We start from the raw sequence: 24,115 nt of genomic DNA, 5'->3' as shown, positions 1-24,115 counted from the left end.
GGCCGGCACCCGGGCGCTCGCCGGGTTCAGCCGACGACCCGACTCAGCTGACGACCCGGTTCTTCGTGGGCACGAACGGCCGGCAGACCTGCCCCCGCAGCGACGGGCACGGCGGGAAGCCGGCGGGGATGGCCACCGGGAACGCCTTCACCGCCGGCAGCACGACCCCCGAGGGATGCTCGGGGGAGCGGCCGATCTCGTAGACCGCATCCGCTCGGCTGGGCGCCGGGTTCTCGAACTGCCACAGCGGGGTGTCGCGCCCAGGGGTGTTGACCTGGATCCGCAGCCGGCTGCCCGCCCGGAACACCTGCGCGAACGGGTAGATCGGCACCTTGACCTCCACCCACTCGTTCGCCGGCAACGGCTCGCGGTCGGCGGCCCGGAAGCTCTGCTCGATGTACAGCCCGTGCGAGCGGCTCTCGTCGATCTTTCGCCCGCTGGCCCGCAGCAGGCCGTTCTGCACGTAGTACTCGCTGCCATCGGGTTGCACGATGCTGACCACCACCTCCAGGTCGACGTCGGACTCGCTGGTGCGCAACCACAGATCCGCGTAGCCGGGACCGGCCATGACCACATCGTCGGCGAACGGAGCAGTCAGGTATGACAGCGAGGCGCCGTCGGGTGCCTGGGTCCAGTCAGCGGGCACCAAGGGCTTGATGAAGTCGTGCGCCGCTGCCGTGGTGTAGGGGGTGGAGCCCGCCTCGGGGTCGAAGACGAACCCGTCACTGCCTCCGCTTGCGGGCGGGGCGTCGGTGAGGGACTCGTCGGGCCCGAAGTACCAGCGGCGTGCCTCGACCGACGATGGCGGGAAGGTGTCGAAGGTGGCCTCGAAGCGGTAGGCCGGCGCACCCGGTACCGGGCCGGCCGCCCCGGATTCGAACAGGATGCGAACCTGTGGCTCGGCCTGGTAGGCGGCGAGCGCCTCGTCGTACTGGTCGTCGCCGTACTGGGCGAACCGGTCGGGCTCGAAACCCAAGCCGTCGACCCCGAACGCGTCCTTGAACGCCGCCGGCGCCGCGGCCCGCACCAGCGGCGAGAGTCTCGGTACCCGCTGGGCCACGTAGAACTGCAGGAACTCGTACCAGCGGGTGAGCACCATCGGGCTGTAGCCGTCGGGATGACGCCCGTTGAAGAGGGTGAACCGCTTCTGGTCGGTACCGGTGAAGCGGTCGAGCATGGTGGCGAACGCGGGACCGGTCTGCTCGTCCTGCCATGCACCCGTGAGGTACACGGGGACCTCGATATTGGGCACCAGCAGCGCCAGCCGGCGGTCGTCGATGGCGTCGGGCCGGTCGACCAGCCGCCGTGAGAATGCCTCGAAGTCGAGGTTCTGCTCCCGCAGCACCAGGTTGCCGGCGCAGGTCTGATCGCCTTCCGCGACCCGGTCGCTGACCCACGACTGGCCCCCCGGGGAGGCCTGGCGATCCCGCTCGGCCAACCACTGGCGAGTGAAACCACTGTTGTAGATGCCACCCGGCCACAGTTGACGCCACGGGTCCTCGATCACCGACAGCGGGGTGATGGCCGCCAGGCTCGGCGGGCGGGTGGACGCCACGTAGAGCTGCGAGATTCCCGAGTACGACAGGCCGACCATGCCCACCTTGTTGTGCAGCACCCACGGCTGGCGAGCGATGGCCTCCACCACGTCGTAGCCGTCAGCCTGCTGAGCGGGGCTGAAGATGTCGAACACTCCACCGGAGCAACCGGTGCCGCGCATGTTGACCCCGACCGTGGCGAAGCCCAGGAGGTTGGCGATGCTGGTGCCCGGTTCGGGGCTCGACGGGTTCGACGGCGAGTAGCCGGAGTACTCGATCACCGTCGGGTAGGGGCCTTCCCCGTAGAGGTCCTTGTTGGGGAAGCGCACCATCACCGACAGCTGGACACCGTCGCGCATCTCCACGTAGCCGAATCCTTCACCGATGCGCTGGCGCTCGTAGTGCTCGACCGGCGGGGTGTCGCCGACCCCGAGCACTCGGAAGGGACCTGCCTGCTCGACCGGTGAGGCGGTCTCGTCCCGCACCGTGTACCCGTCGCCGGGCTCCACGCCGCTCGCCTGCTCCTCCAGGTAGAGGAACACCGCTTGGCCGTGGGCATCCGCGGTGAGCGTGGCCAGCTCCTCCCCCGCGGGTGAGACGAGGGTGAGCTGCTCGCCGGGCTGCGCCCCGGTGACGGTCACCTGGTTGACCCCCGGCGTGACGGAGAAGGCGGCAGCGACCGTCTTCTCTCCTCCGCCTCCCGAGGTGCACGCCGCCGCCACCAGCGCCAGCGCCACGACGACCCCCGACAGCCGCTTCATCCCCGTCTCCCCTCAACAAAAACGAACGCCGCTCACCTTAGCTCGATGCGGCGAACGATCCCGCGCCGGCGACCACCGGTCGAGCGGGGTCAACCGTTGAGCACGTACCCGATGGTGTCCGCATAGAAGCGGGCCCCCTCGGGGCGTAAGTGCATGCCGTCGTCGTAGAAGAACTCGGGGTGCGCCTCCCCGATGGACTTCCAGTCGATCAGCTCCACCGAGGGGTGGCGCTGCACCCCCTCGAAGATGACCTGGTTGTTCGGCGCCTCCCAGCCGCGCGGCACCTTCACGGTGAGCACGATGACCCGATGCCCGGCGAGCAGCTCCACCAGGCGGTCGAACTGGGCAGCGGTGAACGTACCGTTGTTCCCCAGGTGCACCACCACGGTCTGGCCCAGCAGCCCGGCGTCGCGATACCAGGTGAGCATCTCCAACCCCACCTGCACCTGCCGTCCGACGGCCGCGTCGACCTGCACACCGGGCCCGAGCGCCTGCAGAGTCGATGCCGCACCGAGCATCACCGAATCCCCCACGGCGGTGACCGTCGCGGTGGGCGCGATGGTCACCGGCGGCGGCGAGGACGCGACGGTGGTGGGAGGCTCGGTGACCACCGGAACCGAAGCGGGGTCGACCGCCGTGGTGGTCGGGGTGGTGGTGGTCGTGGTCGCCGGGTCGGTGGTGGTGGTGAGCTGCGGGAGCTCGATGATGGGCCCGGTGGAGCCGACTGCCAGGTAGTCAGGTGGCGGGGGAGGCTTGGCCAGCGCAACGGACGCGGCCAGCAGTCCGAGCAGGGCGAATCCGGCAGTGCCAGCTGTGACCCACCGCAACCTGAGCTGCTGCTGCCGCTCGCCGACCGCCGAGCGGAGCTCCCGCCAGCGCCGGCCCAGCGCCCCGCGCCGGATCGGCAGCTCCACGAACCGGTACGACAGCTCGGCCAACGCCAGGGTGATCGCCAGCCGCAGCGCAAACAGCGGCACCCCGTCGAAGGAGACGTCGATGCCCGGGCGGGTGAGCTGGTACACGGGCCAGTGGAACAGGTAGATGCCGTACGAGCGCACCCCGATCCATCGCATCGGCGCGATCCCGAGCACCCGGCCGAGGTGCGCCGCCGGGTGGACCGCCACGGCGATCACCACCAGGGTGACGAGGTCGAGCCGCAGGAAGCCCCCCTGGTAGAGCGCCGGGTCGAACTCGCCGGTCGACATCAGCTGGTACCCGAGCACCAGCAGGGCGGTCGCTCCCACCGTGTCGAGCACAACCGCCGCGCCGCGACCGACATCTCGCCGGAGCCGCCAGGGGGACCACACGAAGGCCAGGACACATCCGAGGAGCAGCCCGGCAGCGCGGGTGTCGGTGCCGTAGTAGACGCGGGACGGGTCGCCGGCGTTCGGGTCGAACAGCACCCACATCAGCGCCACCGAGCCGAGCGCGGCGGCGAGGACCGCCACCGGGAACAGGCGCCGGCCGAGCAGCTTCATGCCGCCGATGAACACCAGCGGCCACACCAGGTAGAACTGCTCCTCAACCGCGAGCGACCACAGGTGGGTGACGAGCGAGGGCCGGCCGACGAACTCGAAGTAGGACTTCTGGCCGATGATGAAGTTCCAGTTGGTCACGTAGGCGATCGCGGACAGGACATCACCGCGCAGGCTGGCCACTTCGTCGGGAAGGAAGATCACCGCGACCGCGCTGACCAGGACCAGCAGCAGGAACAACGCCGGGAGCAGGCGCCGAGCCCGGCGCAACCAGAACTCTCGAAGGGCGATCGATCCCGAGTCGCGCCATTCGGCCAGCAGCAGCGCGGTGATGAGGTAGCCGCTGATGACGAAGAACACCTCGACCCCGAGGAACCCGCCGGAAGCCCACCCGTAGCCGGCGTGATAGACGAGTACCGAGATGACCGCGAGCGCCCGTAGCCCGTCGAGACCCGGCATGTAGGGCAGCCGGGTCGAGAGCGGCGGGACCGCAGTGCGCGAGGCGGTGGTCAGCGAGGCGGTGGTCGGCGCGGTCATCTGGCCCCAGCGATCATCGCTGCATTCTCTCGCATTCCAGTACCGTGCCGAGCGCACGCTCGTCACCTGAATGGGGAGGTCCGTCGTGGAGAAGCTCGTCTACCTGGTGTGGGATCGACCGAGCATCGACCCCGCCGAGTACGGCGAACAGGTGCAACAGATTACCGGCGAGCTGCTCCATCTCGAACCATCGGCACTCTGGGTCGCCGTCGATGATGCCGGTGCCCAGATCCCGCCGCCCGTGCCGGTGCCCGACGACGAGCTGCCGATCCGGGCCGCATTCTCCATCTGGCTCGACGCCCATGATCGGCGCGGGCCGTTCGAGTCCGTGCTGGGCGGTCTGGGCGTCCGCCGTGCCGGCTACCTCGTCACCGAGTCGCTACTCGAGGACTACGGCTCCACCCCGCACTGGCCCAGCGCCCGAGACTGGCCGGACGGCGATCGCTCCCCCGGCGTGTGCGTGCTCACGGTGTTCGACAAGAAGCCCGGGCTCGACGACGAGACGTTCTACGCTCACTGGTACGAGCACCAGTCGACCATGTCGGCAGCGATGCAGCCCCGCGTCCGTTACGTGCGCAACGCGGTGGCTCGCCGGCTGACCCCGGGCGCTCCCCCACTGCGAGCCATCGTGGAGGAGGATTGGCCGACCGTCGAGCACCTGACCGATCCGTTCCGGTTCTTCGGTACCGCCAACGGTGACGAGTTGGCGGAGAACATCCGGGTCATGCTCGACAGCATGAAGGTCTTCTGCGATTCGACCACCCTGCGGACCTACACCATGAGCGAGTACCTGGTGCGGGGCTGACGTACCCATCGTGCCCTCGCCTTCGTCCCGCCACGACGCGTTCGCGGTGTGCACCCCCGGGCTCGAGCAGTTGCTCGAGGGAGAGCTCAGACGGCTCGGCATCCGGGGACGGGTCGGCACCGGCGGTGTGGCGTTCCGAGCCACCACCCGCGAGCTGTACGCCGCGAACCTCTGGTCGCGGGTCGCCACTCGGGTCGTGGTGCGGGCTGCCCGGTTCGAAGCCCGGTCGTTCGCCGAGCTGGAGCGAGCAGCGCGGCGGGTGGACTGGGCGAGCTGGCTCGGACCAGGTACCCGGCCGGTGTTCCGAGTGAGCTCGCGCTCGTCGCGCCTCTACCACACCGGCGCAATCGGGCAACGCCTGGGGGCCGTGGCGGAGCACGTCACTGGTCATGCGCCGTCCGGCGACGCGACGAGCGAGCAGCTTTTTGTGGTCCGAGTGCGGCGAGACGCGTTCACGATCAGCGTCGACAGCTCCGGCGAGGCCCTGCACCGGCGCGGCTGGCGGCTGGCGACCGCGAAGGCGCCGCTGCGGGAGACCCTCGCTGCGGCGATGCTGCTCGCCACGGGATGGCAGCCCGATCGACCACTCGTCGACCCGTTCTGCGGGTCCGGCACCATCCCCATCGAAGCGGCACTGCTCGGCACTGGTCGGCCACCGGGAGCGGACCGGGCGTTCGCGTTCCAGCGGTGGCCGAGCTTCGCTCCGGGCACCTGGGCCAGCGTGCTCGCATCTGCCAGCCGGGCCGAGCGCGAGGCCGCCAAGCGGTGCGGAACGCTGGTGATCGTCGGACGCGACCGAGACGCCGGGGCCATCGAGGCGGCGACGGCGAACGCCGAGCGCGCCGGGGTCGCGCACCACCTCGACCTGCAGCGAGCCAGCATCTCCGAGCTCCAGCCGCCCGCCAGCACGCCCGGCTGGATTCTCACCAACCCGCCCTACGGTAAGCGGATCGCCTCCGGTGGTGACCTACGTGACCTCTACGCCCGCCTCGGCCAGGTCGCTCGCACCCTGTTCGCGGGATGGTCGATCGGCTTGCTGGTTACGGACCGGCGCCTGGCTGCACAGGCGGCCGTGCCGTTCGAGGAACGAATCCGCTCCTCGAACGGCGCGCTGGCGGTCAGCCTGCTCACGGGCGAGCTGCGGACACCAGGTTGAACGGGGTGTCTGTCGGAGCCCCTGATCGCCTCAGGTCATTCCAGGGTGGCGTAGGTGGTGGCGCGGTCGTCGCTCCGGGTGCCGGCGACCTCGGCCACGCATGCCGCCAGGTCGCGCAGGTAGTCGTCGATCACGGGCGCGTTCCCCGCGCTGACGGTGGCGTGCAGCGAGTCCGGTGGGGTCTGCCGATCGTGGAACCAGCCCCGGGCCAGGAGGGCGTCGCCGACCGCGAACACGTCCAGCGGCTCCGGCCGTGCCGGTTCGGCGGCGATGGCCACCAGGTGCGCCTCGGGCTCGCCGAGCACCGTGAGGCCCTCGATCGCCCGGATGCCTTCGACCATCCGTCGGGCGGCGTCGATGGCGATCTTCGTGAGCCGCAGGTAGCCCTCCATCCCCAGGTGCTGCAACGTGGCCCACGCCAGGGCGATCGGCAGCCCCGGCCGGGTGCCCTGCATGCCGGGTGAGGCGTAGAAGCCACCGAGCCAGCCGTCGAACACGAACGTCTGGTAGCGGCGCAGCTCCTTGTCGCGGTGCACGATCACCGACGCGCCCTTCGGCGCGTAGCCCAGCTTGTGGAGGTCGGCCGAGATGCTGGTGACGCCCTCGACCCGGAAGTCCCACGGCGGCAGCTCGTAGCCCAGCTCCTCCATGAAGGGCAGCACGAAGCCCCCCATGCAGGCATCGACGTGGAAGTTCGCGCCCGCCTCGGCGGCGACGGCCGCCAGCTCGGCGATGGGGTCGATGACCCCTTGGGGGTACTGGGGCGCCGAGCCCACGACCAGCACGGTGTTGTCGTCGATGGCGGCCGCCATGGCATCGACGTCGGCCCGCCAGTCCGGCCGCACGGGGACCTTCCGCATCTCCAGGCCGAAGTAGTGGGCACCCTTGTGGAACGCGGCGTGCGCCGACTCCGCCACCACCAGGTTCGCCTGCTCGATCCCCCGCTCGGCCCGGCCCCGCTCGCGCGCCGACTTGACCGCCATCAGGATGCTCTCGGTCCCACCCGAGGTCATGAAACCGGCGGCATCGGGCCCACCGTGCAACAGGTCGGCGGTGATGCGCACCACCTCCGACTGCATAGCCCCGAGGCTGGGGAAGGCGAGGATGTTCAGCGCGTTCTCGTGCAGGAACTCGACCGCCACCGCCTCCTGCACCTCATGCAGCGACGGGCCGCCGTCGTAGACCATCCCGAAGGTCTTGCCGTCCTGCCAGCGCACGTCGCCAGCCTGCTTGGCCCGAAGCTCGTCGAGGATGTCGTCCTTGGATCGTCCCTGCGCCGGCAACGGCATGGGCGAGCAGCGTAGTCAACCCTCGCCGAGGCGAGGCCTCCGCAGCACGCCGCCGTTGGACGGGTCCGGCACCCGGTGCACGGGATGCACGGGCGCACCCGGCACCAGCCGCTCGGCCAGCTCGGTCGGCCCGGCCTCGAGGCCGCTCTCGTCGGGCCAGGCCTCGACCACCCCCACGAGCGTGGTGAGCGATGCGTAACCGGCCTGCACCAGCCCCTGGTCGGTGTCCTCGTCGTGGTCCATCTCGACCCTCCGGAGGACGAACTGCAACCGGTCGTGGGCCGGACCCTCGACGCCGGCGCGGACCTCACCGAACGGCGCCAGGCGAGCCCATCGCAGCCCGCGGACCTGCTGGCGCGGAAGGGCCGGCACGTTGAGGTTCAGCGCGGTCCGGGCCGGTGCATCCGCGACCAGCGGGAGGGCCTCGACGGCCAGTGCGGCCGCGGTCTCCCAGTACCACTGCTCGCTCGACTGCACGCTGACCGCGAGCCCCGACAGACCGAAGTTCTGGGCGGTGAGCACCGCGCCGACCGTGCCCGAGTGCAGGATGGCCCGTCCGGTGTTCAGCCCCGCGTTGACCCCCGACACCACCAGGTCAGGGCGGCGATCGCCGAACCCGCCCAGCACGGTGGCCAGCACCGCGAGGCCCGGGGGACCCGCGAGCGACCACGCCTCGACCTCCGGCGCAGTGGGCAGCTCGACGCGGGTGACCTCCACGTGCTCGTCGGGGTGCATCCTCCCCAGCGCACACGACGCGCCGCTGCAGTCGTGTGCGGGCGCCACCACGAACACGTCGTGGCCCGCGTCGTGCAGCGCCCCGGCGAGGACGTGGATGCCCTCCGAGCCGATGCCGTCGTCGTTGGTGACGAGGATGCGCACCGCTCTACGGGCGCAGCACGTTGAGCTCGCTCACGTTGTCGAACAGGATGCGCCGCCGGGCCTCGGCGGGCAGCTCCTTGAGCTCCACGACGTAGTCGAGCGGGGAGGGCATGCCCTCGATGTGTGGCCAGTCGGATCCGAAGATCACCCGGTCGTCGCCCATCCACTCGACGATCCGGTTCACGTCGTCCTCCCAGAAGGGGTTGATCCACACGTGGCGCCGGAACAGCTCCACCGGATCCTCGGGGAACCATCCGGGCACCTTGCGGGCCATCGACCGCATCTTGGCGAAGAGATCGGGGAGGAACTCGGCGCCGTTCTCGACCGAGGCGATGCGCAGGTTCGGGAAGCGCACGAACAGGTTGTCGAACATCAACGACAGGAGGAACTCGAAGATGGCCCGCTCGATGGCGAACATCTTGATCGACGGCTTCCATCCGCCCTGGAAGGTGGCTCCGAAGCCGTCGGGCGCGTAGCCGTTCGACGAGCCGCCACTGTCGCCCGCATGCAGCACCACCGTGATGCCCGCCTCGTTCACCCGGGCCCAGAACGGGTCGAACGCCGGCTCGAACGGATTGCACCGACCCGTGGCGGTGGTGGGTGCGGCTGGCCGCATCACGATCGTGCGGGCCCCGCGATCGAGTGCCCACTCCAGCTCCTCGACCGCCCAGCCCACGTCGGCCAGCGTGAGGTACGGGGCGGCGAAGATGCGGTCGCGGTACGCGAAGCCCCAGTCCTCCTCGACCCAGCGGTTGAACGCCCGGAAGGTGAGGCACACCGCCTCCGGGTCGTCCTTGAGCAGCTCCTCGTAGAGCATGCCGAGGGTGGGGAACAACCAGCAGGCCTGCAGGCCCTGCTCGTCCATCGCCGCCAGGCGGGCGTCGCGATCGCGGTACGAGGCACGGATGGGCTCGCGGTCCTGCAGGAACTCGAGGGGGTTGCGCTGGTCGGGGTTGCCGCGGAAGTAGTCGTGCATCGCACCGGGCTTGGCGACCGGATCGAAGGTGGGGTTGGTGACCGCCCGGCTGACCCGGCCACCCACCACGTGGTAGCGGCGGCCGTCGATCTCGCACCACTGCACGCACCTCGGTCCGAGGGAGGGGTCGAGATGGCGGGTGAAGGCGTCGAGCGCCTCGTAGTAGTGGTTGTCGCAGTCGAAGACGGGATGACCGAGCTCTTCCAACCGAAGCCCCCTGGGTGAGCGGACGACCTCACCTGATCGTAGGCCGCCGAGCAGGGCCGGAGGCTCTCTGGCACAGTAGTGGCGTGGGTGTGGCGGACCCGGAAGGCACTCGTCTCGGCGTCGGCGGCCGATGGGCCGTGGACGCCCTGGAAGCCATCACCGACCTGGCGGTGGTCGTCAGCGCCGACTGGCGCATCCTCCACGCGAACCCGTATGCGCTCGACCTGCTAGGCCTCGAGGCCGACGAGGTGATCGGCCGTCCGGTCTCGGAGGTCGTGCATCCCGACGACCTGCAACGGGCGATCGATGTCATCGGGCGCATCAGGGACGGTGACCAAGACCTCCAGACGACCCCCGCCTTCTACCGGCTGCGGGCGGGTGACGGCCACTGGCGGCGGGTCGAGCTGAACGCCGCACTCGTCCCTGGTCCCGACGGTGATCTGCTGGTGGTGATCGGCCGATACTCGGGCGACCACGACCTGCAGGACCGGCTCATCGAGCTGTTCACCCAGGACGCCCCGACCGACGTACTGGTCGGGATGGTGCCGGAGTTCGGGCGTTGGCGCCAACCTGCGGTCGACTACGCGGTGTTCTACCTCGACGACGACGGTTGCCCGGCGGCAACGGGCTCGGCTGCGTTGATCCAGCTCGGTGGTCTGGAGGATCCGACCACCCCGTGGGCGGAAGCCGTCGCCACCCGCGAGGAGCGGCTCGCCGCCGTCTCGGACCTGCACCCCGACTTCGCCACCCGGGCCCGGCGCGCCGGGTTCACCCACACCTGGGCGATGCCGGTGGAGGACCCGCTGCACGACAGCGCAGCGGTGGTCGCCTTCGCCCGCCGGGACGGCCCCGCCCCCGAGATCTTCGGCTACGCGCTCGAGGTGATGTGCAAGAACCTGCGGGCGGTGCTGCGCTGGCGCGATCACGTGGACGGACTCCGCCGCGCCGCTCGGCGCGACCCGCTCACCGGCATCCCCAACCGGGCCCAGTTCTGGGCACTCCTGGAGAGTCTCCGCCGGGAACCTCGCCCCACGAAGGTCGGTGTGCTCTACATCGACCTCGACGGCTTCAAGGGGGTCAACGACCATCTCGGGCACACCGTCGGCGACCAGGTGCTCACCGAAGCCGCCCGCCGGCTCGCCGCCGCCCTCCGGCCGGGCGACGCGGTGGCGCGCATCGGTGGCGACGAGTTCGCGGTGGTGTGCCACGAGCTCGGGAGCGACGACGCGGCGATCGCGGTGGCCGAGCGGGTGCTACGAATCCTCGGGGAACCGTTCGAGGTCGACACCGAGACACTCGGGATCGGGGCGAGCATCGGCATCGCCACCGCCGACACCGCGGACCTCGATGCCGATGAGCTGCTCGAGCGCGCCGACCGCGCCCTGTACGAGGCCAAGCGGCGAGGCAGGGGCTGCTGGCACCTGGCTGCCGATCCCACGCCGGGCTGAGACCGACGCCAGCACCTACCGTGTGCCACGTGCAAGGTGACTACCTCACCGCCGAAGCTCATGGACCGGTGCTGCTCGTCACCCTCGATCGCCCGGAGAAGCTCAACGCGTACGACGGCCCCGGCCTCAAAGCCCTGGGGGCGGTGTGGAGCCGGCTTGATGACGACCCCGCTCTCCGGGTGGGGGTACTGACCGGCGCAGGTGGGCGAGCTTTCTGTGCCGGCGCTGACGTGGCCGCCGCCGCGGGCGGCAGTTTCGACGACCCGCCGTACCCGGAGGTAGCGGAGGGCCTGGCCCGCAAGCCGGTGATCGCCGCCATCGAAGGCCGCTGCCTGGGCGGCGGCATGATGATCGCCACCGGCTGCGACCTGCGCATCGCCGGCGACACCGCCGAGTTCGGCCTCCCCGAAGCGCGCTGGAACCTCCCGGCGCAGTGGCTCGGGGCGCTGGCCCGCCAACTCCTCCCCGCCCACGTCCTCGAACTGGCGCTGCTCGCCGACGAGCGCCTCCCCGCGGCCCGGCTCTACGAGATGGGCTGGCTCAACCGGGTGGTGCCCGCAGGCCAGGCGCTCGACGAGGCGTTGCGCTGGGCGGATCGGCTCGCCGCCCTCGCCCCCGCGGCGCTGCGAGCGTTCAAGGAGCTGGTCGTCAAGGGTACCTGGATGCCCCCAGCCGATGCCCTGGCCCTCGGCCACCGGCAGGCCGCGGCGCTGGTCGCCATGCACGACACGGTGGAAGGCGGGCTGGCGTTCGCCGAGCGCCGGCGGCCCGACTTCCAGGACCGCTGACGAGGAGCGCCCCGTGGAACACCCGACCGAGCGACCACCGGACCCCCGGGTCCTCGACGGCGAGCTGTGGGACCTCCTGCTTGACCAGCTCGCCGGACTCCGGTCCCTGGTGTGGGGCGACGACGTACCGGCGGACCCGGTCGTGCGGGCGGAGGGTCTGCGCTACCTGCTGCGCTTTGTCGCCGCGGGCATCGCGGCGTGTGTCGAGTACGACGACACCGAGGCCCCGGAGCTCGGCCGCTACATCGAGAACCGCATGAGCTGGGGTCTCGACAACCCCGACTGCAACTACTCCTACACCCGGATCCGCGGCGACACGACCTACCGCGTGAGCGGCAACCGGGGCACCGCCCGCCACCTCGAGCTGCAGGTCAACACCGGCCACATGGCCGACGGCGACTTCGCCGGCTGGCGGGCGGTGTCCGCCATGTCCGGTGACGAGCTGGCCACCGACCCCGGCGGGAACTTCGAGCTGATCCTGTCGCCGGAGGAGCACACCGCCGGTAACTGGATGCGCCTCGACGACACAGCCAGCTTCCTGCTGGTCCGCCAGTACTTCGACGACTGGGAGCACGAACGCCCGGCCGAGCTGGTCATCGAGCAGGTCGGCTTCCCCTACCCGCCCGCACCGCTGAGCACCGGGGCGATCGGGGCCCGGGTCGAGCTGCTCTGCCAGTGGCTCGAGGTGGGGGCACGCTGCTGGGAGGCGATCAGCAGGGCCATCCTCGCCGGCACGCCCGGCGATCTCACGCCCTTCCGTCCACCGGCGGAGGCATCCGGGCTCAAGGGCCAGGCCTACGGCATGGGCGCGTGGCGCTGCGAGCCCGACGAGGCGGTGATCCTCACGCTCGACCCGCCACCGTGTCGGATGTGGGGCGTGTCGCTGTGCGACCGCTTCTGGCAGAGCATCGACTTCGCCAACCACCAGTCATCGCTCAACTCCGCTCAGGCGGCGCTCACGGACGGCGGTCGCTTCGTCGGGGTCATCAGCCATGACGACCCCGGGGTGGCGAACTGGCTGGACCCCGCCGGGCACCGGGAAGGCACCCTGGCGCTGCGCTACCTGCTGCCCGAGGTAGGCGACCTGCCCACCATGCGGTACCGCACCGTGGCCCGCCACGACCTCGAGGGAGAGCTACCCGCCGACACACCCCGCCTCGATCCCGCCGGGCGGCGGGCGGTGATCGAGCGGCGGCGGCGAGCCGTGATGCGCCGGTACCGGAGGTAGTGCCGTGGAGCGGTTCGTGGTGGGCACGGGGCGGTGCGGATCGACGTTGCTGTCGACGATGCTGGCGGAGCACCGAGAGGTGGTGAGCATCCACGAGTTCTTCACCGGACTCGACCGGGCTCGCCGGTTCGCGCCCGGTCCGGTGAGTGGCGCCGAGTTCGCCGAGCTCATCGGGGCGGAGCAGCCGGTCACCACTGCCGTCCTGGCCCGGGGATACACCAGCGACGAGATCCGCTACCCGTTCGGCGCGCCCCAGGCGCGCTACCGGCCGGGGGATCCCGTGCCGTGGCTCCTGATCACCATGCTGAGCCGCCTCACCGACGATCCCGATCCACTCTTCGAGGAGGTCCTGGCGTTCGCGCGGGCCAGACCGGACGCGCCACTGGCCGATCACTACCGCTCGCTGTTCGAGTTGCTGACCGCCCGCTTCGGCGGGTCGGTCTGGATCGAACGATCGGGCTCGTCGCTCGACTACCTCGACGGGCTGATCGACCTGTACCCGAGCGCCCGGTTCGTCCACATCCATCGCGACGGGCCCGAAGCTGCGCTCTCCATCCGCGAGCACCCGTTCTTCCGGCTCGGCGTGACGTTCTTCCTCGATCTCTTCCCTGAGGTCGCCGACGGCGAGGACGACGCCGCGATCATCGACCGCGTGGTCGGCACGCCACCACCGTGCTGGGCAGTGGGCCGGTACTGGACCGATCAGGTGCTGCGCGGCTTCCGGGCCCTGCCTCGGCTGGACCGCGACCAGTTCCTGCAGGTGCGCTTCGAGGACCTGGTGGCCACCCCGCAGGACGTGCTGGCGCAGATCGCGTCATTCTTCGAGCTTCCCGCCGACGACGGGTTCGTCGACCGCGCCGGTGCGATGGTGCGAGGGCTGCCCCCGGCACGCCTGGGCACGCTACCGGTGGAGGAGCGCGACGAGCTGCTGGTCGCCTGCCGGCCCGGTCAGGTCCTGCTCGGCCGGGCCGACTGAGCGCCACCCACGTCGAAGGCCGCCAGGTACCCGGCCATCGACTCCTCGTCGCTGCACGCCCGCCAGGCCTCCAGCAGAGCAGCACCCATCGGATCGCAGGCCACCCGCAGCGGTGACTGCGGGTCCTCGATGGCGTCGACGATCGCCCGGGCCGCGCCCTCCGCCGCAGTCGAGCCTTCGACCGTGCCGGCACGGAGGTGCGCCACCCGCTCGGCGAGCCGCCGGTAGTCCTCGTAGCGGGCGGCCTCGGGCAGGACCATCGACGCCGCCAGCATGTCGGTGTCGATCGGTCCCGGCAGGACCTCCACCACCCGCACGCCGAACGGCGCCAGCTCGGCCCGCAGCGACTCACCCACCGCACTCAGCGCGGCCTTGCTGGCCCGGTACACGGCGAAGAACGGCATGGGCACCAGTACCCCGCTGGACGTGAGGTTGCAGATCACCGCCCGGCCGCTGCGGCGCAGCGCAGGGATCGACCGCCGGATGACCTCGACCGCCCCGAACACGTTCGTCTCGAAGGTGGTGCGCCAATCCTCGAGCGGCGTGTGCTCCACGGGCAGGTTGCCGAGCTCGACCGCCGCGTTGTTCACGAGCACGTCGAGCACGGGCGGGATCTCGATGCTGCCGGGCTCGGTGACGTCGAGCCGCCGGACGGTGATCCCGCCGGTGCCGTCGGGCAGCTCGTCGGTGAGAGACGCACCCATCGACGGGTCGCGCATGGTGGCGACGACGGCGTAGCCGCGCCTGGCCAGCTCGAGGGCCACCGCCCGCCCGATGCCCCGGCTGGCGCCGGTCACCAGCGCCACGGGTGGGGTCGACGAGGCGCTCGGGTCCGGGGTGGTCACGGCCGGAGTGTAGGGCCGGTGGCGCTCGAGGGCGGCGGGCACGGCGACGGCTACGGTCACCCCGTGACCCGCCAATGGCGCCTCGATCTCGGCGCGGTGTTCATCTACCTCGCGCTGGGCGCGATGTTCTCGGCCACACCGCGCTTCGTCACCGAGGAGCTGGGTGGCACCCGGGCGGTCGCCGGGTTCTCCGTGTCGATCTTCTTCCTCGCCGCGGTGCTGGCCCGCCCGGTCGCCGGTCGTCTCATCGATCGAGTGGGCCGCCGCCCGTTCCTCGTCGGGCCGCCGTTCGTCATGGCCGGGGTGATGCTGTGCTTCCACGGTGCCCGGTGGGTGCCCGTGGTCCTGGCGCTGCGGGTGGTGCAAGGTGCGGCGGGCTCGGCGTTCTACGTGGCAGCGGTGACCGCCTCGACCGATCTGGCGCCACCCGCGCGGCGAGCCTCCGCCGTGGCCCGCCTGTCGATCGCCATCTACGTGGGCTTCGCCTGCGGCCCGGCGCTGGGCGAGCTGCTCATGGACCGGGGATCGGCGACGGCGTGGACCGCTCTGGCCCTGGTGATGGTGGTGGGGGCGGCGATCGCGACGACCATGACCGAGACCCGGCCACCTGCGCCCGCGGCGGCGTCCGGCGCCACGGCCGGCGACGCTCGGCAGCCGCTCCTGCACCGCGAAGCGGTCCTCCCGGGAATCGTGCTGCTGGCCCTCGGCGTCGGCTACACGTCGATCACCGCCCACTCGGCGCTGTACGCCCGCTCGATCGGGCTCGGCTCGTCCGGCGTCCTGTACGCCACGTTCGCCATCTCGGTGCTCGCCGTCCGGCTCGGCTCGGGGCGCCTCGCCGACGCGGTCGGCCCGGTCCGTGTCATCTTCCCCGGCATCGCCTCGCTGTCCCTGGGCCTGTTCGTCCTGTCACTCCTGGACCGCCCGGTCACCGCCGTCGCCGGGGTGGCACTCGTCGGCGCCGGCTGGGCGCTGGTGTTCCCCGCGGTCGTGGCCTGGATGTCGGCCATCGTGCCCGAATCCCAGCGCGGCAGTGCGCTGGGATCGCTGGTGGCGTTCATGGACGTCGGGCAGGGTGTGGGCGGCTACGCGGTGGGGGCCGTGGCCGATGCCGCCGGCTTCGGTTGGGCGTACGCCCTGCCAGGGGCCCTGGCCGCGCTGTCCGCCGCACCGATGACCCTGGCGATCCGCCAGCACCCCGGAGCGGCCCGGGCCCCTGCCGTCCCGACGGCGCTGCCCGAGGCCGCGAGCGCGGCCGAGGTGTGAGGGTCGGGCCGCGAGCGCGGCCGACCAGTCACCACCCACGCTCGAACGCGCTGAGGTGCGGTCGCAGCGACTCGCCGGCGAAGAGGCTGGGGCCGATGCGGCACAGCCCGGCCTCGGCGAACCACCGGCGGTAGGTCGCCGGGCGCCGGCGCCGGTAGCCCCCGGTGTCCCCGACGAAGTGGTCCTCGCTGGTGAAGACCTCGATCAGGGCGACGCCCCCCAGCAGGCGCGACATCGAGCGGAGCCCGGCCCGCACGTCGGCATCGGGCGCGTAGGCGAGCACGTCCACGCACACCACCAGGTCGAACGGGCCGCGCAGACCGAGCCGGTCGAGATCCGCGAGCCCGCCGAGTCGCAGGTGGCGCGAGCGCCCGTAACGGCTCACCGCGTACTCACTCGGGTCGACCCCCACGTAGCGGGCCCTCGGGCGTGCCGCCCGGATCGCCCCGAACCACGAGCCCTCCCCGCAGCCCACGTCGAGCACCGAGCGCACCGGCCGCTCGAGCAGGTACTCGGCTGCACCGAGCGCGTAGCGCACCTTGCGGTCCAGGCGAGCAGGAGACCCGAACCCCTCCTCCCGGTACCAGTGATCGAAGTACCGGCGGTCGAACCGCTGCGTCGCCATCACCGAGCAGGCACGCGCTCGGGCGCTGGCGAGGGTCCCGGCACGGCGGAGCCGATCACCGTCAGTCCCAGTAGCTGCCCTCGAGCATCTGCTCCAGCACCGGGCGGTGCATCACCGCGTCGTCGGGCTCCGCGGGAGGTTCCGCCTCACCGAAGTGCACCTGGCGGGCGTGCACCCGAGCCATGACGATGCCGTGGCGCAGGGCGGCGTACACCTCGTACCACCGCAGGTCACCCAGCTCGCTCCCCGAGACCTCCTCGTAGGTGGCACGGACGTCGTCGGCGCGCAGGAAGTGCGGCATCCCCTCCATCTCCAGCTGGTGGGCGACGAACTCGAAGAAGCCGTGCAGGAACACCATCCACCCGACGTCGATGCCCCGGGGCCCGAGGCCCGCCATCTCCCAGTCGAGCACGGCGACCGGCCGGAACCCGTCGAACATCATGTTGCCGATCCGGGCGTCGCCCCAGCTGATCACGGTCTCGCCCTCGTCGGCAGGCCAGTGCCGCTCCAGCCAGTCGAACGTCGCCTCCAGCACCGGGTAGCGCGCCTCGCCGCGCACCCAGTCGTAGTACCGGCGCCAGTGCTCGACGTGCCGGCGCAGGTGCGTGTCACCCGGGGTGCCGTACTCGAGGAACGCCGTGTCGACCTTCGACCGATCGATCCCGTGGATCCCCGCCAGCACCGCGACGCTGGCGTCCTGCAGTGCCCGCTGCTCGGCCCGCTCCGCCTCGAGCAGCCAGCTGCCCATGTTGTACGGCATGACGTCCGGCGGCACCCGGCCCTCCACCCGCTCCATCACGAAGAACGGCGCGCCGAGTGCCCGATCATCCAGCTCGAGCCATACCGCTCTCGGCACCGGCACGTCGCTGTGCTCGCCGACCAGCTGCATCACCCGGAACTGCAGCTCCAGGTCGTAGCTGGGGAAGACCGGGACGTCGCCGGGATCGGGCGCCACCCGGGCCACGAACGAGCCGCGCCGTTCCCTCCCGTCCTCCGCCCACACCGCGTCGAACAGCAGGGTCTCGCTCGACATCCCGTTCGAGGACGGCACCTCGAGACCGATCACGGATGGCGCGGCCTGGTCGCCCAGGGTGCCGGTCAGCCAGCGCTCGAGTCGCTCCCGGAGCTCCTCGGGGTCGCGACTGGAGCGGGTCAGGGTCTCGTTCGGCTGCTCGCTCATCGCCGCATCGTGGCGTGCCTCGCCAGGGCGAGCAAGCACCACGGTTGCCGAACACCCGTTCGATATCCTGTCGGAGATGGCGTTCCACCAGCGCGACCTGTTCGGCTCCGGTGAGCCCTCGGTCCGCCGCGAGGCGACGGTGGAGCGGGTGCAGCTCGACGAGCACTCGTGGGTCGACCTCTCCCGCCACCTGCTGATCGGCGCCGATCAGGTCCTCGACGAGCTGCTGGACTCCGTGGATTGGCGGCAGGGACGCCGCCGGATGTGGGACCGGGTGGTCGATGACCCTCGGCTCTCCCGCTGGTACCGGGCCGGCGAGCCGGCACCCCATCCCGCTCTCGAGGAGGTGAAGCGCCTCCTGGAGGAGCGCTACGGCGTGCGTTTCGGGGCCTTCGGCCTCAACTACTACCGGGACGGTCGGGACAGCGTGGCCTCCCACGCCGACCGGGAGCTCCGTCGGCTCGACGACACCCTCGTCGCCATCCTGACCCTGGGTGCCCGCCGTCCGTTCCTCGTGAGGCCCCGGGAAGGTGGCCGCTCCCGTGACCTCTCGCCGGGTTCGGGTGACCTGCTGGTCATGGGCGGCCGCTGTCAGGCCGACTGGGAGCACGCCGTGCCGAAGGTCCGCCGTGCCGGCCCCCGCGTGTCCTGCTCCTGGCGCTGGCACCGCTGAGCGCCCCGATCCCGAGCCCGTGCCGGCAGGGCCGCGTCCGGCGTGCCCGGTCGACACCGGCTCGCTGGGGCCGCGGGGCGCTCAGCTGCGGGGGACCTGCGACCAGGGCAGGTCCTTGTCGACCCGCGGCTCGCCGGGGAGCCCCAGCACCCGCTCGCCGATGATGTTGCGCTGGATCTCCGACGTGCCGCCCTCGATCGAGTTCGCCCGTGACCGCAGGAACATCTTGCGCGCCGAGCCCGGCGGGCCGACCAACCCCAAGCTCTCGGTGCGCTGGTGCGAGTAGTCGTAGCCCACCAGGGCCTGAGCACCGAGCAGATCCACACACAGCTCGTAGATGTCCTTGTTCACCTCGGCGAACATCAACTTGGCGATGGAGCCCTCCGGCCCCGGATTGCCGGCCTTGCGGTTCTGGGCGGCGCGGATGTTGGTCAGCCGCAGCACCTCCGCCTCGATCCAGCGTTGCATGAGCCGGTCCTTGGCCACTGGCGTGCGCTCCACCGCTTCCTCCCGCCAGATCCGCACGGCCTCGGCGATCGCCCCCGACCCCTTGGCCGGAGGGCCGGAGCCTCCGCCGATGGTGGTGCGCTCGTTCATGAGCGTGGTCATGGCGACCCGCCAACCCTCACCCACCTCACCGATGCGGTCCGCGTCGGGCACCCGCACCTCGGTGAGGTACACCTCGTTGAACTCGGCCTCACCCGTGATCTGCACCAGCGGGCGCACCTCGACGCCCGGGGCGTGCATGTCCAGCGCGAAGTAGGTGAGCCCCTTGTGCTTGGGCGCCTCGGGATCGGTACGGGCCACGAGCATCCCTCGATCGGCCAGGTGGGCCAGGGTGTTCCAGACCTTCTGACCCGTGATCACCCATTCGTCACCGTCACGCACCGCCCGGGTGGACAGACCCGCGAGGTCCGAACCGGCGCCGGGCTCGCTGAAGAGCTGGCACCAGGCGTCCTCCCCGGTGAACATCCGCCGCAGCAACCGAGCCCGCAACTGGTCGCTCCCGTGCGTGACGACCGTCGGTCCGGCCATGGTCAACCCGAAGAACAGGCGGGCATCGACAGGTGGCGCACCAGCTTCGCGGAGGCGCCGGTCGACCTCCTTCTGGTGGTTCGGTGCGATGCCGAGGCCACCCCACCCCTCGGGGAAGTGCACCCAGGCCAGCCCGAGATCGTACTGACGACCGCGGAACGCCACGGGATCAGCCGTGGCCGGGTCCATCTCGCTGAGGAGCTGATCGAGGCGCTCACCCAGCAGCGCAGTGGGGGAAGCAACGATGTCGGTCACGACCCGAGCCTACGACAGCGACCGGAGCAGGTACCGCTCGAGCATGCGGCGCTCGTCGGCGGGATCGGCGGGGTGCGCGAGCAGGGAGAGGATGACCCGCACCACCCATTCGGTCGCGAGAGTGCTGCCGGCCCGCCCGTGCACGTCCCGCACCAGGGGCTCAAGCATCGAGGAGACCACCTCCACCTGCATCGCCAGCTGGTTGGTACGGCCTGCGGCGGTGGGATCGAACCACGCCCGGAGCACCTCGTCCCCGCGGACGGCATCCAGCGAGACGAGGATGGCGGCGACGAGCCGCTGGCCCGGATCGACGATCGAACGGACCTGCCCGGCCACCTCCGCACCGATCCGGCGGGCCTCCCGCTCGACGAAGGCGAAGCGCAGCGCATCGCCGTCGGGGAAGTAGCGGTACAGCGTGCCCCGCGAACACCCTGCCTGTACCGCGACGTCGTTGACCTTGGCCGTGAAGACCCCGTGGCGGGCGAACACCATCCCCGCCGCATCGAGCAGTCGCTCGACCGCCTGGCCGGGGTCGTCCTCGCGACCCCACCGTGGTTCGGCGCCGATCGCTCCTCTCATACCGAGGCGGTGATGGGCAGCGACGTGAACCGTCGCACGAACGCGCCCGGCGCGTACGCCCCGGCGTCCCCATCGACCTCGAAGTCCGGCAGGCGAGCGAGCAGCTCCTCGAGCGCCACCCGCGACTGCAACCGGGCCGCCGCGGCGCCCAGGCAGTGATGGGGCCCGCTAGTGAAGGTCATGATGCGGTCGATGCGGCGCTGGACGTCGAGCTCTTCCGCCGTGGGACCGAACTCGCGGTGATCGCGGTTCGCCGACGCGTAGAGCAGGTGCACCTTGCTGCCGGCGGGGATCGTCTGGCCGTACCGCTCGATGTCGCGGGTCGTGGTGCGCGACAACCCCTGCACCGGGGAGGTCAACCGGAGCAGCTCCTCCACCGCATCGGGGATGAGCTCCGGCCGGTCGAGCAGGAGCTGGCGCTGGTCCCGGCGTTGCGTCAGCAACTCGGCCGAACCACCGAGCATGCCGGTGGTGGTGTCGTTCCCGCCGGCCACCATCACGAACGCGTACCCGAGCACGGCCTCGATCGGCACCGGCTCGTCCCCCAGGGAGGCATGCACCAGCTGGGAGATGATGTCGTCACCGGGGTCGTGGCGGCGCCGCTCGGCGAGATCAGTGAAGTACTCGTACAACTCGCCGACGGCCTGCTGGGCGCCGCCGATCACGTCGCCGGCCGCGTTGGCCGAGACGATCGCGTTGGTCCAGCCGTCGAACCGGCCTCGATCGGCTTGCGGTACGCCCAGGTAGTGGGCCACCACGAAGCTCGGCAGGGGGCCGGCCAGCTCGGCGATGAAGTCGGCCGTTCCCTGGTCGCGGATCACGTCGCGCATCGCACTGATCCGCTCGACCACGAAGGCCCGGACCGCGGGTTCGATGCCGGCCACCCTGCGGGGGGTGAACCCCCGGCTCACCAGCCTCCGGTAGGCCGTGTGCTCGGGTGGGTCCATCATCACGATGGTGGGGAGCAGCCCGAGGACCTCGATGTCGCCACCCTCGTAGGACAGTCCCTGGGCAGAGGAGAAGGTCTCGGTGTCCCGCGCGGCGGCGAAGACGTCGGCGAAGCGGGACAGGACCCACACCCGCCCCCGAGGTGGTACAGCGGCGCCTCCTCGCGCAGACGCCGGTAGGTGTCGAACGGAGACCGGATCGTCGCCGGGTCCGTCGGGTCGTACACCAGCGCGGTCGTGGTCATCGGCTCCCCCCCTCGGTCCAACTGTTGAACAGACTAGAGGTTCTGTTCAACAGCCGTCGAGACGGGATCAGCCGTCCTCGGCGTGGGTGACGGGCTCCTCCCCCATCCACTCCCGCAGGGTGTTCTTGAGCTTGATGTGCTGGATGAACAGGTCGTGCTCCGGGGGCAGGCCGCCCGACGGCTGCGGCGACTTGAAGTAGTACGAGAGCCACTCCTGCACCCCGCTCTGCCCGGCACGGGCCGCGAGGTCGAGGAACAGCGCCAGGTCGAGCACCAGCGGGGCGGCGAGGATCGAGTCCCGGCAGAGGAAATCGATCTTGATCTGCATCGGGTACCCCATCCAGCCGTAGATGTCGATGTTGTCCCACCCCTCCTTGTTGTCACCGCGGGGCGGGTAGTAGTTGATGCGCACGACGTGGTCGATGTTGCCGTAGAGCTCCGGGTACAGCTCCGGCTGCAGGATCGTGTCGAGCACCCCCAGCTTGGACATCTCCTTGGTCTTGAAGTTCTCCGGGTCGTCGAGCACCTCGCCGTCGCGGTTGCCGAGGATGTTCGTCGAGTACCACCCCCGCAGGCCGAGCATCCGGGCCTTGAGCCCCGGTGCGATCAGCGTCTTCATCAGGGTCTGGCCGGTCTTGAAGTCCTTCCCGCAGATCGGGACCTGCCGGGCGGCGGCCAGCTCGAGCATGCAGGGGAGATCGATCGAGAGGTTCGGGGCGCCGTTCGCGTACGGCACCCCGGAGGCGATGGCCGCGTAGGCGTAGATCTGGCTCGGTGCGATGTTCTCGTCGTCGTCGCGCAGCCCCTGCTCGAACGCCTCCAGCGACGCGTGCACCGCCGACGGCTCCTGGTACGCCTCGGTCGAACCGCACCACACCATGACCAGGCGGTCGCAGTCGTTGTCGGCGCGGAACCGCTCGATGTCGTCAATCAATGCCTGGGCCAGGTCCCACTTCGAAGTCTGGGGCTTCACCCGGTGCCCGTCGAGCTTCTTGACCCATCGGCGGTCGAACACTGCGTCCATCGCCACCACACCCTCGAGCTGCGCGGACACCGGGGCGAGGTCGCGCTCCTCCAGCACCCCCGCCGTGCGGGCCGCCTCGAGCGCGTTGGGCGAAATCGGGTCCCAACCACCGAACACCAGGTCATCGAGTGAGGCCAGCGGCACGAAGTCGCGGATCAGGGGATTGCGTCCTTCGCTGCGATCGCCGAGCCGGATGTGCGCGAGCTGGCTGAGGGAACCGACGGGCACGGCGTGGCCCTCCCGGGCCGCCATCACCCCGGCGATGAAGGTGGAGGCCACCGCACCGAGACCAGGGGTGAGGACGCCGAGCCGGCCGGTGGCGGGAGCGATCGTGCGCGGGTCTGCCATGCCCGCAGCCTAAGTGACCCGGGCGCGCCACCCGACCTCCGGAGGCCGGCCCAGGCCCGCGATCGGGGCGGATGCGCGCGCCGGGCGCGCTAGAAGTACCAGGGGAAACGCGACCAGTCGGGGGGGCGCTTCTCCAGGAACGCGTCACGGCCTTCGACAGCTTCTTCGGTCATGTAGGCGAGCCGGGTCGCTTCCCCGGCGAAGACCTGCTGGCCGACGAGGCCGTCGTCGATCAGGTTGAACGCGAACTTCAGCATGCGCTGCGCGGTCGGACTCTTGCCATTCACCATCCGGCCCCACTCCAGGGCGACCCGCTCCAGGTCCTCGTGGGCCACGACCTCGTTGACCATTCCCATGGCGTGGGCCTGCTCCGCGGTGTACTCGCGGCCCAGGAAGAAGATCTCCCGGGCGAACTTCTGGCCGACCTGGCGAGCCAGGTACGCGGAACCGAACCCGCCGTCGAAGCTGGCCACGTCGGCGTCCGTCTGCTTGAAGCGCGCGTGCTCGCGGCTCGCCAAGGTGAGATCGCACACCACGTGCAGGCTGTGGCCCCCTCCCGCAGCCCAGCCGGGGACCACACAGATGACCACCTTCGGCATCATGCGGATGAGCCGCTGCACCTCGAGGATGTGCAGGCGGCCCGTGCGGGCGGGGTCGATGGTGTCGGCGGTCTCCCCCTCGGCGTACCGGTAGCCGTCCCGGCCTCGGATGCGCTGGTCGCCTCCTGAGCAGAAGGCCCACACGCCGTCCCGCGGCGACGGCCCGTTGCCGGTGAGCAGAACACACCCGACGTCGCTGGTCATGCGGGCGTGGTCGAGCGCCCGGTACAGCTCGTCGACCGTGCGAGGCCGGAAGGCGTTACGGACCTCCGGCCGGTCGAACGCGATGCGCACCGTGCCGTGATCGACTGCCCGGTGGTAGGTGATGTCAGCGAAGTCGAAGCCCTCGATGGGGCGCCAGGCGGCGGGATCGAACAGCTCGGAGACCATCGGCTGGCAGCCTAGGGTGCAGCGGGGGGAGCGACGAGCGAAGG

The 24,115-nt window shown here is 70.9% G+C and carries 20 protein-coding genes and 1 pseudogene; 8 read left to right on the top strand and 13 right to left on the bottom strand.

All coding sequences use genetic code 11. The annotated features are described in order from the left end of the window. Window positions 1-43: 43 nt before the first annotated feature. Window positions 44-2,296, bottom strand: coding sequence for a CocE/NonD family hydrolase (locus tag V7004_RS00615; protein ID WP_334141131.1), 2,253 nt, complete (start codon window positions 2,294-2,296; stop codon window positions 44-46). 89 nt (window positions 2,297-2,385) lie between these two features. Further along, window positions 2,386-4,308 carry an acyltransferase family protein gene (locus tag V7004_RS00610; protein ID WP_334141130.1) on the bottom strand — a complete coding sequence of 641 codons (1,923 nt, stop codon included), beginning with the start codon at window positions 4,306-4,308 and terminating at the stop codon, window positions 2,386-2,388. 70 nt (window positions 4,309-4,378) lie between these two features. Between V7004_RS00610 and V7004_RS00605 the strand changes: the two genes are divergently transcribed. Both V7004_RS00605 and V7004_RS00600 read left to right on the top strand, forming a co-directional pair. Then, a complete protein-coding gene (locus V7004_RS00605) occupies window positions 4,379-5,113 on the top strand; it encodes a hypothetical protein (protein WP_334141129.1) in 735 nt (244 codons plus the stop codon). 10 nt (window positions 5,114-5,123) lie between these two features. Continuing rightward, window positions 5,124-6,269, top strand: a complete 1,146-nt coding sequence (locus V7004_RS00600; protein WP_334141128.1) for a THUMP domain-containing class I SAM-dependent RNA methyltransferase — start codon at window positions 5,124-5,126, stop codon at window positions 6,267-6,269. A 35-nt stretch (window positions 6,270-6,304) separates the two neighbouring features. On the opposite strand, the gene V7004_RS00595 is transcribed toward V7004_RS00600, so the two are convergent. From V7004_RS00595 to V7004_RS00585, 3 genes are read right to left on the bottom strand one after another with little or no spacing between them, the layout of a single operon-like run. Next, a complete protein-coding gene (locus V7004_RS00595; protein WP_334141127.1) occupies window positions 6,305-7,558 on the bottom strand; it encodes a pyridoxal phosphate-dependent decarboxylase family protein in 1,254 nt (417 codons plus the stop codon). A gap of 15 nt (window positions 7,559-7,573) precedes the next feature. Then, on the bottom strand, window positions 7,574-8,437 hold the full coding sequence (gene surE, locus V7004_RS00590) for a 5'/3'-nucleotidase SurE (protein WP_334141126.1): 864 nt from the start codon (window positions 8,435-8,437) through the stop codon (window positions 7,574-7,576). Between the two features lie 4 nt (window positions 8,438-8,441). After that, window positions 8,442-9,620: an amidohydrolase family protein gene (locus tag V7004_RS00585; RefSeq protein WP_334141124.1), complete on the bottom strand. Its 1,179-nt coding sequence runs from the start codon at window positions 9,618-9,620 to the stop codon at window positions 8,442-8,444. 83 nt (window positions 9,621-9,703) lie between these two features. Here V7004_RS00585 and V7004_RS00580 point away from each other — a divergent pair, with 83 nt between their 5' ends. Genes V7004_RS00580 through V7004_RS00565 form a run of 4 tightly spaced genes read left to right on the top strand, consistent with a single transcriptional unit; the run spans window position 9,704 to window position 14,060 of the window. Continuing rightward, the gene (locus V7004_RS00580; RefSeq protein WP_334141123.1) at window positions 9,704-11,068 is read left to right on the top strand and encodes a diguanylate cyclase domain-containing protein; all 1,365 of its coding nucleotides are present in this window, start codon (window positions 9,704-9,706) and stop codon (window positions 11,066-11,068) included. A 29-nt stretch (window positions 11,069-11,097) separates the two neighbouring features. Continuing rightward, complete coding sequence (locus V7004_RS00575) at window positions 11,098-11,856, top strand: enoyl-CoA hydratase/isomerase family protein (protein ID WP_334141122.1); 759 nt, start codon at window positions 11,098-11,100, stop codon at window positions 11,854-11,856. A gap of 13 nt (window positions 11,857-11,869) precedes the next feature. Beyond that, window positions 11,870-13,084: a hypothetical protein gene (locus V7004_RS00570; protein WP_334141121.1), complete on the top strand. Its 1,215-nt coding sequence runs from the start codon at window positions 11,870-11,872 to the stop codon at window positions 13,082-13,084. 4 nt (window positions 13,085-13,088) lie between these two features. Then, entirely contained in the window at window positions 13,089-14,060 is a 972-nt protein-coding gene (locus V7004_RS00565) for a sulfotransferase family protein (protein ID WP_334141120.1), read from the top strand. Here the strand turns inward: V7004_RS00565 and V7004_RS00560 are convergent. Then, window positions 14,033-14,905 (bottom strand): SDR family NAD(P)-dependent oxidoreductase, encoded by an 873-nt coding sequence (locus tag V7004_RS00560; RefSeq protein ID WP_334141118.1) that lies wholly within the window; start codon window positions 14,903-14,905, stop codon window positions 14,033-14,035. The genes V7004_RS00565 and V7004_RS00560 overlap by 28 nt on opposite strands. An 18-nt stretch (window positions 14,906-14,923) precedes the next feature. Here V7004_RS00560 and V7004_RS00555 point away from each other — a divergent pair, with 18 nt between their 5' ends. Further along, window positions 14,924-16,171, top strand: a complete 1,248-nt coding sequence (locus V7004_RS00555) for an MFS transporter (RefSeq protein WP_334141117.1) — start codon at window positions 14,924-14,926, stop codon at window positions 16,169-16,171. Window positions 16,172-16,199: 28 nt separating this feature from the next. Here the strand turns inward: V7004_RS00555 and V7004_RS00550 are convergent, their stop codons facing one another. Both V7004_RS00550 and V7004_RS00545 read right to left on the bottom strand, forming a co-directional pair. Continuing rightward, window positions 16,200-16,796, bottom strand: a complete 597-nt coding sequence (locus tag V7004_RS00550; RefSeq protein ID WP_334141115.1) for a class I SAM-dependent methyltransferase — start codon at window positions 16,794-16,796, stop codon at window positions 16,200-16,202. A gap of 61 nt (window positions 16,797-16,857) precedes the next feature. Further along, a complete protein-coding gene (locus V7004_RS00545) occupies window positions 16,858-17,976 on the bottom strand; it encodes a phosphotransferase family protein (RefSeq protein WP_334141113.1) in 1,119 nt (372 codons plus the stop codon). Between the two features lie 76 nt (window positions 17,977-18,052). Here V7004_RS00545 and V7004_RS00540 point away from each other — a divergent pair, with 76 nt between their 5' ends. Beyond that, window positions 18,053-18,649, top strand: a complete 597-nt coding sequence (locus V7004_RS00540; protein WP_334141112.1) for an alpha-ketoglutarate-dependent dioxygenase AlkB — start codon at window positions 18,053-18,055, stop codon at window positions 18,647-18,649. An 81-nt stretch (window positions 18,650-18,730) separates the two neighbouring features. Here V7004_RS00540 and V7004_RS00535 read toward each other — a convergent pair whose 3' ends face one another. The 5 genes and pseudogenes from V7004_RS00535 to V7004_RS00515 all read right to left on the bottom strand — a co-directional run bounded on the left by V7004_RS00535 (window position 18,731) and on the right by V7004_RS00515 (window position 24,071). Further along, on the bottom strand, window positions 18,731-19,939 hold the full coding sequence (locus V7004_RS00535) for an acyl-CoA dehydrogenase family protein (protein ID WP_334141111.1): 1,209 nt from the start codon (window positions 19,937-19,939) through the stop codon (window positions 18,731-18,733). Window positions 19,940-19,948: 9 nt separating this feature from the next. Then, window positions 19,949-20,518 (bottom strand): TetR/AcrR family transcriptional regulator, encoded by a 570-nt coding sequence (locus tag V7004_RS00530; RefSeq protein WP_334141109.1) that lies wholly within the window; start codon window positions 20,516-20,518, stop codon window positions 19,949-19,951. Then, window positions 20,515-21,710, bottom strand: a pseudogene (locus V7004_RS00525) (cytochrome P450). The gene V7004_RS00530 and the pseudogene V7004_RS00525 overlap by 4 nt, the downstream one beginning before the upstream one ends. A 67-nt stretch (window positions 21,711-21,777) precedes the next feature. Further along, complete coding sequence (locus V7004_RS00520; RefSeq protein ID WP_334141106.1) at window positions 21,778-23,082, bottom strand: inositol-3-phosphate synthase; 1,305 nt, start codon at window positions 23,080-23,082, stop codon at window positions 21,778-21,780. An 89-nt stretch (window positions 23,083-23,171) separates the two neighbouring features. After that, window positions 23,172-24,071, bottom strand: coding sequence for a 1,4-dihydroxy-2-naphthoyl-CoA synthase (locus V7004_RS00515; protein WP_334141105.1), 900 nt, complete (start codon window positions 24,069-24,071; stop codon window positions 23,172-23,174). Window positions 24,072-24,115 lie beyond the last annotated feature (44 nt).

Source organism: Rhabdothermincola sp., from assembly GCF_036846205.1.
In the GTDB taxonomy this organism is placed as follows: Bacteria; Actinomycetota; Acidimicrobiia; order Acidimicrobiales; family Acidimicrobilacustridaceae; genus Rhabdothermincola.
This window is presented reverse-complemented; position numbering and strand designations above follow the sequence as displayed.

Coding starts and splice junctions, on each gene's coding strand:
- V7004_RS00550 (WP_334141115.1), bottom strand. CDS start 16,796: ATGGCGACGCAGCGGTTCGACCGCCGGTACTTCGATCACTGGTACCGG.
- V7004_RS00615 (WP_334141131.1), bottom strand. CDS start 2,296: ATGAAGCGGCTGTCGGGGGTCGTCGTGGCGCTGGCGCTGGTGGCGGCG.
- V7004_RS00520 (WP_334141106.1), bottom strand. CDS start 23,082: ATGGCAGACCCGCGCACGATCGCTCCCGCCACCGGCCGGCTCGGCGTC.
- V7004_RS00530 (WP_334141109.1), bottom strand. CDS start 20,518: ATGAGAGGAGCGATCGGCGCCGAACCACGGTGGGGTCGCGAGGACGAC.
- V7004_RS00610 (WP_334141130.1), bottom strand. CDS start 4,308: ATGACCGCGCCGACCACCGCCTCGCTGACCACCGCCTCGCGCACTGCG.
- V7004_RS00515 (WP_334141105.1), bottom strand. CDS start 24,071: ATGGTCTCCGAGCTGTTCGATCCCGCCGCCTGGCGCCCCATCGAGGGC.
- V7004_RS00540 (WP_334141112.1), top strand. CDS start 18,053: ATGGCGTTCCACCAGCGCGACCTGTTCGGCTCCGGTGAGCCCTCGGTC.
- V7004_RS00595 (WP_334141127.1), bottom strand. CDS start 7,558: ATGCCGTTGCCGGCGCAGGGACGATCCAAGGACGACATCCTCGACGAG.
- V7004_RS00545 (WP_334141113.1), bottom strand. CDS start 17,976: ATGAGCGAGCAGCCGAACGAGACCCTGACCCGCTCCAGTCGCGACCCC.
- V7004_RS00605 (WP_334141129.1), top strand. CDS start 4,379: ATGGGGAGGTCCGTCGTGGAGAAGCTCGTCTACCTGGTGTGGGATCGA.